At 53.3% G+C, this 12,210-nt stretch carries 8 protein-coding genes, 1 tRNA gene and 1 pseudogene; 3 read left to right on the top strand and 7 right to left on the bottom strand.

Annotated elements, in window-relative coordinates; all coding sequences use genetic code 11:
• Positions 1–76 precede the first annotated feature (76 nt).
• The gene (locus CA13_RS27140) at positions 77–1,303 is read left to right on the top strand and encodes a 1-acyl-sn-glycerol-3-phosphate acyltransferase (protein ID WP_146402048.1); all 1,227 of its coding nucleotides are present in this window, start codon (positions 77–79) and stop codon (positions 1,301–1,303) included.
• Here CA13_RS27140 and CA13_RS35740 read toward each other — a convergent pair.
• Positions 1,267–2,217 carry a peroxiredoxin-like family protein gene (locus CA13_RS35740; protein ID WP_419194890.1) on the bottom strand — a complete coding sequence of 317 codons (951 nt, stop codon included), beginning with the start codon at positions 2,215–2,217 and terminating at the stop codon, positions 1,267–1,269. The genes CA13_RS27140 and CA13_RS35740 overlap by 37 nt on opposite strands.
• Before the next feature lie 346 nt (positions 2,218–2,563).
• Positions 2,564–4,942, bottom strand: coding sequence for an ATP-dependent helicase (locus CA13_RS27130; RefSeq protein ID WP_146402046.1), 2,379 nt, complete (start codon positions 4,940–4,942; stop codon positions 2,564–2,566).
• Between the two features lie 245 nt (positions 4,943–5,187).
• Here CA13_RS27130 and CA13_RS27125 point away from each other — a divergent pair, with 245 nt between their 5' ends.
• The gene (locus tag CA13_RS27125; RefSeq protein ID WP_146402044.1) at positions 5,188–5,559 is read left to right on the top strand and encodes a DUF2237 family protein; all 372 of its coding nucleotides are present in this window, start codon (positions 5,188–5,190) and stop codon (positions 5,557–5,559) included.
• An 88-nt stretch (positions 5,560–5,647) separates the two neighbouring features.
• Positions 5,648–5,721 (top strand) — tRNA-Arg (locus CA13_RS27120).
• Here CA13_RS27120 and CA13_RS27115 read toward each other — a convergent pair.
• The 5 genes and pseudogenes from CA13_RS27115 to CA13_RS27095 all read right to left on the bottom strand — a co-directional run.
• Complete coding sequence (locus CA13_RS27115; protein ID WP_473087492.1) at positions 5,695–8,658, bottom strand: type I restriction endonuclease; 2,964 nt, start codon at positions 8,656–8,658, stop codon at positions 5,695–5,697. The genes CA13_RS27120 and CA13_RS27115 overlap by 27 nt on opposite strands.
• Before the next feature lie 227 nt (positions 8,659–8,885).
• Positions 8,886–9,989, bottom strand: a complete 1,104-nt coding sequence (locus tag CA13_RS27110) for a Fic family protein (RefSeq protein WP_146402042.1) — start codon at positions 9,987–9,989, stop codon at positions 8,886–8,888.
• 103 nt (positions 9,990–10,092) lie between these two features.
• Positions 10,093–10,569 (bottom strand): IS1096 element passenger TnpR family protein, encoded by a 477-nt coding sequence (locus CA13_RS27105; RefSeq protein ID WP_146402040.1) that lies wholly within the window; start codon positions 10,567–10,569, stop codon positions 10,093–10,095.
• Positions 10,566–11,918, bottom strand: coding sequence for a restriction endonuclease subunit S (locus CA13_RS27100; RefSeq protein ID WP_146402038.1), 1,353 nt, complete (start codon positions 11,916–11,918; stop codon positions 10,566–10,568). The genes CA13_RS27105 and CA13_RS27100 overlap by 4 nt, the downstream gene beginning before the upstream one ends.
• Positions 11,915–12,210, bottom strand: a pseudogene (locus tag CA13_RS27095) (hypothetical protein); the annotation flags it as partial. The gene CA13_RS27100 and the pseudogene CA13_RS27095, both read right to left, overlap by 4 nt.

Raw genomic sequence — 12,210 nt, 5'->3', positions numbered from 1 at the left:
CATGGGCAACGGTCTCATGTTTTGCCAGCCGAAAACGAACTTGCCGATCGTTCCAGTTTGAAAGATTTATTGACAAATGAATCGTTACCGAATGCGTTTCGCGCCCAATGTATGGACACCCAAGTTAAATCCATGGTTGGTGAACCTTCTCGCACCACTTCGACAAAAACGCCAATGGTCGGAGCTTCGTATCCGAAACACGCGAATCGTTGGCGAGCAAATCGTTCGCGATGCATTGGAGGACGATTGTGGTGTGTTGCTGATGCCGAACCACAGTAGCCACGCGGATCCATTCACTATCTATGCAGCCGCCGACTCGATTGGCACGGCGTTGTTTGTGATGGCAACATGGCACGTTTTTGACGGAAAACCATGGCTCACTCAGCAACTGCTACGTCGCCATGGGTGCTTCAGCGTCGATCGCGAAGCAAATGACATCGGCGCCTTTCGCTTGGCAACTGGCATTTTACAGGACAAGAAACAACCACTGGTCCTATTCCCGGAAGGCGAGATTTACCATTGCAACGATCGAGTGACTCCCTTTCGTGACGGAGCCTCAGCGATCGCCGTTGCAGCGGCGAGAAAAGCAAAACGCAAAATCGTTTGTATCCCGTGCGCGATCACCTATCGCTATGACGAAGACCCGACCGAACAGCTGACCGAGACCATGGGGCAACTCGAAGAATCCATTCTATGGCGTCGGCGAACCGGCCGACCACTTGATGAACGCATCTATCACTTCGCCGAAACCTTGTTGGCGGTAAAGGAGCTTGAGTATTTCGAGCAAGCTGGATCCGGCCCGCTTCCCGACCGAATTCGAATTCTCGGCGACCATATCTTGTCGCAAGTCGAATCGAGGCACGGAATCGAAACCTCTACAGGTTCCGTACCAGAACGTGTCAAAGCGGCGCGGCGAACCATTATCGCGAAAATTCAAGACGGCGAATCGACGCCCGAAACTGCCAACAAACTCAAACACAAGCTAGATGATGATTTGGAAGACCTGTTCCTCGTCGTCCAATCGTTCAGTTATCCAGGCGACTATGTCAAAGCAAAACCCACAATCGAACGAATGGCTGAAACGCTCGATAAATTCGAAGAAGACATTCTGCGCCAACCTACGGCATCGATTAAGGCCGAACGGAGCGTTCGTGTCCAGTTCGGTGATCCAGTGGAAGTCTCCGGCGATCGCAAAGACAAAGGTCAAACCACTCGGGTTACCGGAGAAATTGAATCGCGAGTCCAGTCGATGTTAGACGAGGGCGTTCAATGGCGATTGTCAGCGGACACCAATTCGCAATAATCGGGCCGATCGGCGGAAGTACGATGTCGAAACGCTCGGACGATTTTGTCATTTCGAATCAGGAAAGCGCCCGCCATTTGAAAACCGTCACCAGACAACATGCCGACCGCATGTCGCTTCAAGATTGCTGCGACAAACCCACGCCACCAAACCGCCGGACCCATCACTTGACTTGCACGGCCACGCTGTAACTCGTAAGCCCGATACAATTGGCAATCTGGGTCACTGATCCGATCGACATCGCCTAGCGAGTAACGGTCGAAGTAGTGTTGTGATTCGGCTATTTCGTCGCTCTTCGTCTCGGGGATCATCGAAACCAAAACGATTTTGGCTTCCTTTTCCACCTCCTCTCGCCGCGCCGACAAATCCGCCATTGCCTCACGACAGAACGTACACCCCGCATGTCGCAAGAACAGCAAAAAGACGTTTTGATCATGGTTCAATTCCGATAGCGTCTGTCCATGCTGAGACTTAAATGCCGCATTCGCGTCGGCAATATTCGTGAATTGCTGTTCGCTTGTCGGTGCACTCCACTTGCGAAACGCAGCGTACAAGATAATTGCAAAAGGAATCCACCAAATCACATCATTGGATAGATTGAGCCAAAGCCAATTGGCCGGCAAGCGTCCAGACGCATCCGCATCCCCCATCAGCAAATGATGCACCATGCCAATTGGGCCAAACACTTTGCCAAGCATTCCAACAAGCACGATCGGCCAATGCCTCAGCGGATCCAACGCCGCGATTGCGTAACCGATTCCATAGACGCCAACAATCATTCCCACGCATTGCCAAATTCCGGGATATCGCGGCGGATCAATGCCAGAGAGGAAAAACAGATGGTTCGGAAAAAATACAACCCAACCACCCCAGACGACGTTGTAAACCGCCGCGGCAAGTAAAACGCATTTCATCCAAGGTCGATAAGAGTGGTGATTTTCCATAGTCTTTGGTAACCACACGATCATAACATGAATGGTTTCAAGCCGCACCGAAAACCGAAGTTTGCAGGACCCGCTAGCGTCCAGGCTTCAGCCGTCCACGAGCAACGTTGGTGTCCAGGCTTCAGCCGCTTCAGAGCAACGTTGGTGTCCAGGCTTCAGCCGACCAAGAGCAACGTTGGTGTCCAGGCTTCAGCCGTCCATCCCAGGCGTTGCAGAATCGGCTAGCGTCCAGGCTTCAGCCGACCAAGAGCAACGTTGGTGTCCAGGCTTCAGCCGACCACTGCGTCAAAGCGGCTAAAGCCTAGTCACCAACGGATCATCCATCAATCACTTCTAATTGTGCAAAGGCTAATCGGAAATTGCGTTCGCCATCATCAAACCGAATGGTTGCTGTTCGCTTTGGCCCGCGACCCGTCACCGAAACAATCATCCCGTCGCCATATTCATCATGTCGCACCTGAGTTCCCTCGCGGTAAGCCGTCAGCGGTGTCACTGGCCCCGAAGACAATAAATCCGCTGCGGTTTGAATTCCCGCAACCGGTTGCTTCGCCTTCTTCTTTCGCTGAACGATTTCCTTCAATTCCTCCTCTGGCAATTGGCAAGCCTCATCAAACATCGGCTTCTCCTTTTTTTCTTTGACGAAGCCATTGCCGCCCGCACCACCCTGATCGGTGGGCGTCTCGTCATTGGCAGTGTCCTCGTCCGGTAAATCCCATGATTCGGGGTACGAGTCGTCGTAAGCGTCGTCATCGAAGAAATCGAGCGAACGTTCGCTCTCAATCTTCTTCATCTCGCCGAGCGGCAACTCGTTAAAGAACGGGCTCGAGATCGCCGGTCGCGACTCGCCTCGGAAATTCCGTGTCTTGCAACAACTCAATTGCAAACGCTCTTTGCCTCGCGTGATCCCCACGAACAACAATCGCCGTTCTTCCTCAAACCCCGAATCGGTATCCTTTGAACGCGAATGAGGCAGCAAACCGTCTTCCACCCCAATGATAAACACTCGTGGAAATTCCAATCCCTTCGCGGCATGCAGTGTCATCAACGTCACTCGGTCACTGGTGTCTTCAAACGCATCGGTGTCGGCCACTAATGCCGCTTGTTCTAAAAACAACTCCAACGAGCCATCATCTGGATGATACCGATCGAACTCGACCGCCGCCGTGATGAATTCGTCCACGTTCGCCACCGCACTGCTGTCTTGTTGATCGACGACGCTACGGAGTAAATACGCCTCGTACTTCGTCTCGTCGACCACATACCTCAGCAAATCCTCGAGCGTCGCAGTTGCCTTGATCGCCATGCGCTCATACATCTCTACGAACTTCTTCACCGCCGTGGCGGATCGTTTCGCCAATCCCTCGACGGCGTCCACATTGCGGGCGGCTTCGAGCATTGGAATGTGATGCCGGTCCGCGTACTCGCGAAGCCGTTTCACCGTTTTGGCACCGATCGCACGCGTGGGCGTGTTCACGATTCGCTGAAACGCTACATCGTGTTTCGGGTTGTTGATCAAATGCAGATAGGCCAACAAGTCCTTGATTTCTTTGCGTTGATAGAACTCCAACCCATTGATGATTTGGTAGGCCAATCGGCGGCGACGCATCGAATGTTCAACCGATCGTGAAAGCGCATTCATTCGGTAGAGGATTGCGAAATCGCGAGGGCGCAGTCCTTCGACCTGAATCGCATCGGAAATTTCGTCTGCAATTCCGTCCGCTTCCTGGTATCCGTTTTCATAAATACGGAGCACGACGGGGTCGCCTTCGTCGTTATGAGTAAACAACTCCTTGTGTTTGCGACGACGATTATTGCGAATCAATTGATCGGCTGCACGCAAAATATTCGGCGTGCTGCGGTAGTTCTGTTCAAGCCGCACCGTTTTGACCGCAGGATAGTCCTTCTCGAAATCCAAAATGTTATTGATGTCCGCACCGCGCCAACCATAAATCGATTGGTCCGGATCGCCGGTCACGGACAAGTTTGGATGGTCGATCGACAAGGCGCGAACGATCGCGTATTGAGCCAAATTCGTATCTTGGTACTCATCGACCAAAATGTAGCGAAACCGACTATCCAGTTCGCTCCGCAGATCCGGATTCTCTTTCAACAGCAAAGCGATATGAAAAAGCAGATCGTCGAAGTCGACGGCGTTCGCCGTTAAGAGTTGTTGTTGGTAAACTGGATAAACGCGTGCAGCCATCGTTGGTCCCGAATGCTTCGCGCCAGAGAGCATCATCTCGGGTGTTACCAAACGATTCTTCGCGTTACTGATCGTCGACGCGATTTGTTCCGGCGAGGTGTGAGAGGTCGAGATCTTCGCGACTTCGATCGCGCGTTTCATGGCCTGCTTGGAATCCGACGTATCGTAGATGGAATAGTTTTCGGACAAACCGACCATCGAGGCGTAGCGGCGTAACAATTGGGCACAGAAACGATGGAACGTCCCCATCCAAACTGCTTTGCCGGGGGCCAGATTCTCGACGCGGGCCCGCATTTCTTCGGCCGCTTTATTGGTAAACGTCAACGCTGCGATTTGCGAAGCGGGGATCCCCTGCGAGATCATGTGAGCGATTCGGTGAGTGACCACGCGAGTCTTCCCAGAGCCGGGGCCAGCAAGAATCAGCAGTGGACCATCGAGGTGAGTGACTGCTTCGGTTTGCGGTTCGGTCAAACCTTTGAGAATCGCGTCCATGACAGTGCTTCAGGGTCCAGGAAGAATAAGGAGATCGTGGTAATAGGGAGTTTAGGGAAATCGTCGGAAGTCGCCAAGTCATTCGCCGGGCGGCAACACGCCATTGACGATCCCATTATCTCCCAAAGTTGCTCGCCTAAAGGTACACTATTTGGTAGGATCCCATTGCAAGATCGAGTCATTTCCCGACAGTTCCGGCAGATCATAGCTGCGGACAGAAATCCCCCTGCGAGCGAGTGAATAGAATGGCTGCGAAAAACGTCCTTGGCACGGACCTCCAATCGTGCAGTACTGACCCGATGACCGGTTTTTACCGCGACGGATGCTGCAATACGGGGGGATCCGACGCAGGAGTCCACGTGGTATGTACCGAAATGACGGAAGCATTTTTGGCATTTTCGAAAGAGAAAGGGAACGATCTGAGCACGCCTAACCAAGTTTTCCGTTTTCCTGGATTGAAGCCAGGCGACCGATGGTGTTTATGTGCAGCGAGGTGGAAAGAGGCCTACGATGCCGGAAAAGCTCCGCCTGTGGTGCTCGAATCGACACACATCAGCGCGTTAGAATTCGCCTCATTAGAAGAATTAACCCAATACGCAGTCGATCAAACTGAATAGCGGCAATCAATCGAGGGAGAGGGCTTGCGAGAGTGAACCGAGGTCAATAAAATCCGCTCTTTCAAAAGTGATGGTCACAGCATCATCCGCACCCCTAGCTCAATTGGATAGAGCATCGGTCTACGGAACCGAAGGTTAGAGGTTCGAATCCTCTGGGGTGTATTTTTGCGCGCTCCCACAGCCACTAGCAACCATCAATCGCCCGGTTTTCCCGGGCTTTTTTTGTGTCTTGATTGGTTGTGGGGAATCCTGCTGCCCTACTGCTTGCCCTTCGGATTGCCCCTCCAAACGACTTTGCCCCTCCAATTGCCCCTCGGGATCGGTCAGCGGGGCAATGAATCCTGCCTCAGAGAAGTCCGCCTCCGTTGTCTGTAAGTAGTGCGTCTCAGCAATCGCCCCTGAATGCCCGAACCAATCATTTAGGACATGGTTCGCAAATCGCCCAGTTCGCTCCAGTTCCGTTCGGCGGCTCGCTCGCAGGTCCATGAACGGTTTCGGAAAAGCGGCAAGCCCAGCCCGTTCTACGATTTTGTTGAACGTGGTGCGCAAGTTCGCTTCGCTATCGCGGTATCGTTGGATCACGAAAGCATTGGTCGGGCACTCAATGCCGGGTTGAGCAAGCGATGACAAGTCGTCCAGTTCCGCCCGCAATTCGGGCCACAGCGGCACAATCCGCTGCCCCTTGCCGTATCGCTCGGTTTTCGGGGCAGTCACTTTGAAGCGTCCTTTGTCCCATTGAATGTCGGACCACCGCAGGCGAAGCACCTCGGACGGACAGCGAAGGCCACCGTATCGGGCCAATGCATATAGCGTCCGCCACTCTTGATCGGGACAAGCCTCGATGATCGCTACCGCTTTGATGTCGTCGATATAGCGGTTCTTGGAAGTATCGGATCGCAAGTCGATTTTGATGCCCTTGAACGGATTTGTCTCAATCAGCCGGTCGTCTATTGCCTGCTTCATCATTTGCCGACAACGCTTAATATGCTGACCGGCCGTGTTGGGCGACAAGTCGGCTCCGTTCGTGTCCCTCCCAGGGTGGCAACGATTCAACCGTGACAAAGTTTGCACCGCCTGGATACCTGCGAGCCGCTTGTCGACGTACATCGCACACAACAATGGCTGATCGAATCCCGTTTGAAACTTGTTCGCCACCAGCAGCACTTGATACTCGTCCCCCTTGAAGGCTTCGCTGATCTCGCGGCCCCTCAAGTTTGGATTCATCGTAGCACTGGTTTCCTTGAACGGTTCTGGCCCCGACTCCTTGTCGTTGACTTCACCCGAAAACGCTACCAATGTCTTGATTGGGTAGCCCATGTTGGTGATGTACTTATTAATCGCCAACTGCCAACGCACCGCTTCGATACGGCTTCCCGTGACGACCATCGCCTTCGCCTTGCCGCCCAGCAATGGCACAACCATTTCACGAAAATGCTCGACAACGATTTGAACCTTTTGCGAGATGTTGAATGGATGCAGTCGCACCCATCGCATGATCCCCTTCATCGCCTCGCTGTGTTCAACTTGTTTCTTTGGCAGTTCTTTGCCGCCCGTCGCCAACTTGAAGGCCAACTTGTAGGTGGTGTAGTTTTGCAGCACATCGAGGATAAACTCCTCTTCGATCGCCTGCCGCATCGAGTAGACATGGAACGGTGCCGGCAGATTGTCTTTGCCCTTGGGCTTGCTGGGATCAGGAACACGGCCAAAGTTCTCCAGAGTCTTGGCTTTGGGTGTTGCAGTGAACGCGATGTAAGTAATGCCAGCGTCATTAGCTTTGGCTGCCATCTGAGCGACCAAGATGTCTTCACTACTGATCTCGCAACCGTCTTCAAATTCTTTCAGTTCGTCGGCCGAGAGGACCGCTTTCAGCTTCGCAGCAGCTTCCCCGGTTTGCGAACTGTGGGCTTCATCGGCAATCACGGCAAACCGCTTCCCATCCGTCGCCGCCAATTCACGAACCGTTTCGAGTGCAAACGGAAACGTCTGAATCGTGCAAACAACGATCTTCTTGTCACCCGACAAGGCTTCGGCCAATTCAGCACTCTTGCTACCACTCTTCCCTTTGATCGTTGCGACGACACCCTTATTCCGCTGCATCCCCTCGATCGCTTCGCTCAATTGCCCATCGATCACATTCCGATCCGACACAACGATCACCGAATCGAACACCTTCTCGTCGTTGTCATCATGCAAATCACTCAGAAAGTGCGCCGTCCAAGCAATCGATTTGGTTTTGCCAGAGCCAGCGGAATGTTGGATCAAGTATTTGTGCCCTGGCCCCTCATCCAAAACGGTAGACAGCAAGTCGCGCGTCACATCAAGCTGATGGAAACGGGGAAAGATGATCGCCTTGATGTTCTTCTTATCGTCGCGTTCGGCGATCAAGTAGCGACCAAGAATGTCTAGCCAACTATCCCGCTGCCAAACAGCTTCCCAAAGGTAGGCGGTCTTGTGACCATTGGGGTTCAGTGGGTTGCCAGCTGCACCGTTATCGCCTTTGTTAAACGGCAAGAAGTTCGTTTTCGGTCCCGCCAACCGAGTTGTCATCCTCACTTCGCTGCTACTGACCGCGAAATGCACTAGCGCACCACTGGGGAAGGTCAGTAGCGGTTCGCAGTCTTGCCCCTTGGGGTTGGGGATGCGATCAAAACGGTATTGGTCCACCGCGTCATCAATGCTTTGAGTGAAATCGGTTTTCAGTTCCACCGTGGCGACTGGTATCCCGTTCAAGAACAGCACCAGATCGATGTTCAGTTCGTTGTGCACCGAATAGTGGACTTGCCGAACAACACGCAGCCGATTGGCGGCATATCGCTGCATGATATCCGGGTTCATCGCCAACGCTGGCTTGAACTGAGCCATCTTGACCTTCGCACGCACCCCCAGCACATCGAATCCTTGCCGCAAAACATGCAGCGTGCCAGTCTGGTTGATCGAAGCCCGCAGTCGGCTTAGTAGCGTCTGACCGGCACCAGCACCGTGATTCTTGACCAACACATCCCACGCATCGGGCTGGGTCGCCTGCACCCACGCCAGTACATCGGCGGGAGACAGGGCCAATTGCCGATCGTAGTCCGCCGCATCTTTTTCAGCATACAACCAGCCATTGGAGGCCAAATGCTGGCAGATTTAGGTTTCAAAATTGATTTCGTTGTGCAGGCTCATGGCCTAATTCCTAAATTCTCGGTCAAATCAATACACAAGACCCCTCTTTTGCGGGGGTTCTTTTGTGTCTCGTCCACAAGACACGAATCCATTTGTGTCTCGTCAAACGAGAAATACGATCCACAAGCGATTTTGTGGATCGTCCACGAGCCACAAAAAGGTCACAGAACCTTGCGGCCCTCAGCTTGATTGACCAGTTTGCCAAATGCCAGCACAGCCGGTCGGCTGCCACTTGCCTCCCGAACTGCCGTCAAAATCCCCGCGTCCTTCAGCTTTTTCAGCACCGTCGCCGCCGTGGGCTTAGGGATTTGGGACCGCTCGATGAAGTCGGCTGTCTGGAAAATCGGTCGGTCAAAGATTGCGTCCAAAATAGCCGGTGAATGCTGAGAATGCGTTATCTCGCTGACCCGAGTCTTCATTTCGTTGTACAGGCTCAAAATCCCCTTCACCCGCTCAGTATTGGCGAGTGCCTGATGCTCGATGGCCTGCAAGAAGAACTCGACCCAAGCGGTCCATCCGCCCTCGCTGCCGATCGCCCGCAACCGCTGGTAATAGCGTTCCCGGTTCTCTTCAAGGTACTCGCTCAAATAGAACATCGGGCTTGCCAATGTCCGCTTCTGGAACAGGAACAACGGTATCAGCAATCGACCGATTCGACCGTTGCCATCTTTGAACGGGTGCAAAATCTCGAACTGGGCGTGGACGACCGCACATTGAATCAACGTATCGATGTCCTCACCGCTGATGTACCGCTCGAACGCTTCCAAGTGGTTTGGCAATTGCAGCGGGTCTGGCGGAACGAACTTTGCCGTATCGATCGTGCTATCGCCGGACCCGATCCAGTTCTGTTCGATCCGAAATTGCCCCGGTGACTTTTCTGCCCCGCGAACACTGTCCATCAAGATCGCGTGCATTTGTTTGATCAACGACAACGTAATGGCTCGATCGGCGAGTGACTCCGATGCAAGCGTGAGCGTCTTGCGATAGTTCACCACCTCCTTGATATCGTGCGTCTTCTCAGGATCGAACTCGATGCCGGCCTCGTACTCTAGCACCTCATCGACGGTTGCTTGGGTACCTTCGATCCGCGATGACAGCACTGCTTCACGTTGGGTCAGAGGCGAAAGCACGACGGCAGGATTCACCACGCTTTGCAGCAAGCCGTCGTAGCGAGCGATGGCGGCGTTAGCGGTACCAACCCGGCGGATCAGTCGCCCGACGTCGAGGCAGTCAAGCGGCAGTGAATCGGGAACATAGGGTTTCATGCGTTGGCTCCTTGCGGTGCGAATTCTCGAACGTCGACCTTGTCGGTGACGGCGGCGGAGTCGTGGGCAGACGGGCATTTTGGATGATGATCTACAATGCGATTCACTCGTCGTCCTCATCGAAGGTCGGGTACTGAGTTGGTTTGGTTCCAGTCTCATTTACAACGTTTGGGTAAGTAACACCATCCACGGGATCGTGAGGAGCCTTTCGCGACTTGGAAATCTTGAATATCCAATTGTCGCCAAAATCAAAGAGGTAGAACAACGATTTCTTTGGTTGCAGCGGAAACAAGTCTTCCAGCGTCTTTGTAAATATCAATCCGTCTTCATCATCGAAATAGACTCGATCACGACTTCGGTCCGTTCTGGCGACAAAGAAGCAATAACAATGGTCATCATCAAATCCGACTGCCGTTCGCGTGGCTAGGTGCAGTTCTTCGAGCGTGGAGGAACTCGGCAACTCAATGTCAGCCATCCAATCGCCTTCGCAGTACATGCCTCTGACCAGTACGACACGCAAAGTGTGAATTATTACCTCGGGCTCTTTGCCAAATTCATTAAGTTTGTGGTGTACGTTCATAGCGTCTCCTGATGAGCAAATTCTCGCACGTCGATCTTGCCGGTGACGGCTGCGTAGATGAGGGCGGTGCGGCGTTCCCCGAGAAGTTCGATGGCTCGTTCGGCTTCCGCCAGCAAGCCGTCGAACTGATCAGTTGAGTCTCGGATGAAGTCAAGGATTTCGTTTTGCTCGTCTTCCGGTGGAAGAATGACGGGCAATTTCATCAGGTTCGTCGAGGAAATCGACGCGAGATTCGTGCTCTGGTTTGATCGTGTCATGAAACAAAACTGGGCATAGTCGGAACTTGTAATTCGACTGAGCCATCGAGACTTCACTGCGGTTGGGCGAACAGCAAAGACGTGGTTCTGTGTGATGCAGGGATCAATCTGTCCATCCCAAATGTGCCCCCGGCCAAGTTTGTCAAAGTCTCCGCCTTCGTTCATCAAGACATCGCCCGCCACGAGTCTGTACCGTTCGAGTTCGTGTTCCAGAATGTCGATAGTTGTGACGGTTTCCAAATCCAGATAACCGTCCTGAACATTGGCAACCCGAAGATACGGGACGTTGATCGTTTTCTTGCTTGCGTGGTCTTTACCTTTCGCAACTCCGGTATTGACGCGAGCAACCCGCTTTAGTTTCACCACCTCCCAGTGTTGCGGGACATCGCCGAGCCATTGGATGCCGGAGGGTTTCATGGGGGCGTTGGGGCAGAGGCCTTTAGTGACCGCGTGACTGATGACCGCCTGACGCTTTTCCTTCAGCAACTCAATCAAACGACGCTGCTCCGACACCAAACCGTCGATCTTCGACGTTTCCACATCGAGGAACGACGAGTTCGCCTGTTGTTCGGCGAAGGGCGGAAGTAGCGTATTAAAAGATTTGAAATCCCTAACGTTAAGGTTGTCTTTTCCAAATCCGAACTTGAGCCTGTTTACCTCGGACTTACCGTGGGCAGAGTTCATGCAGTACGTGAAATAGTCGTTTAATAAGTCGCTTTTGGGCGAAACGATTAACGTCGTAAACGTGTGGCATTGATCGTAAGCATCAGGCACTACACAGGCCAGTCCAAGGTTCGATCCGGTGTGTACCGCAATAACGTCCCCACCGTAGACGACCTTACTGGCCAGTGAGTCCGCAAATTCTTCATCGAGGTAAAGCATGTCCGAATCGTCAAAATACCCTTCTTTGATATTCATGCTTCGGATGATTGGAACACCGGTATCTCGGTAATGCGCAGTGACCGAAGTTGCGAGGCCGACCGCGATTCTCTCTGACGACATTGCCGACGACTTCAACGTCCAATGCTTCGGTATCAATCCTAATGATAAAACGCCACTTGCTTCGTACTCGTCGTAAGCCGGAAAACTCATTGCGAAAGCTCTCCGATCATGGCGACGATCCGATCCGTCACGCCGACAGAAGAACCCGCGGCTAGCGCCTTGCGGCTCACAAAGCCCGATTCGATCTTATCCAACTCGCGGGGCGGCTGGTCCGTGAGCGGCAAGTCGCTAGCCGCCGGTGTTTTGGGATGGCCGGTCCCAGAAGAACCCGCGGCTAGCGCCTTGCGGCTCACAAAGCCCGATTCGATCCTATCCAACTCGCGGGGCGGCTGGTCCGTGAGCGGCAAGGCGCTAGCCGCCGGTGTTTTGGGATGGCCGGTCA

Source organism: Novipirellula herctigrandis (assembly GCA_007859835.1).
GTDB lineage: Bacteria > Planctomycetota > Planctomycetia > Pirellulales > Pirellulaceae > Novipirellula_A > Novipirellula_A herctigrandis.
This window is presented reverse-complemented; position numbering and strand designations above follow the sequence as displayed.

Bases quoted from the DNA above. Each gene is read 5' to 3' on its own strand.
- CA13_RS27140 (WP_146402048.1), top strand. From the start codon at position 77: ATGAATCGTTACCGAATGCGTTTCGCGCCCAATGTATGGACACCCAAG.
- CA13_RS35740 (WP_419194890.1), bottom strand. From the start codon at position 2,217: ATGAAATGCGTTTTACTTGCCGCGGCGGTTTACAACGTCGTCTGGGGT.
- CA13_RS27130 (WP_146402046.1), bottom strand. From the start codon at position 4,942: ATGGACGCGATTCTCAAAGGTTTGACCGAACCGCAAACCGAAGCAGTC.
- CA13_RS27125 (WP_146402044.1), top strand. From the start codon at position 5,188: ATGGCTGCGAAAAACGTCCTTGGCACGGACCTCCAATCGTGCAGTACT.
- CA13_RS27110 (WP_146402042.1), bottom strand. From the start codon at position 9,989: ATGAAACCCTATGTTCCCGATTCACTGCCGCTTGACTGCCTCGACGTC.
- CA13_RS27105 (WP_146402040.1), bottom strand. From the start codon at position 10,569: ATGAACGTACACCACAAACTTAATGAATTTGGCAAAGAGCCCGAGGTA.
- CA13_RS27100 (WP_146402038.1), bottom strand. From the start codon at position 11,918: ATGAGTTTTCCGGCTTACGACGAGTACGAAGCAAGTGGCGTTTTATCA.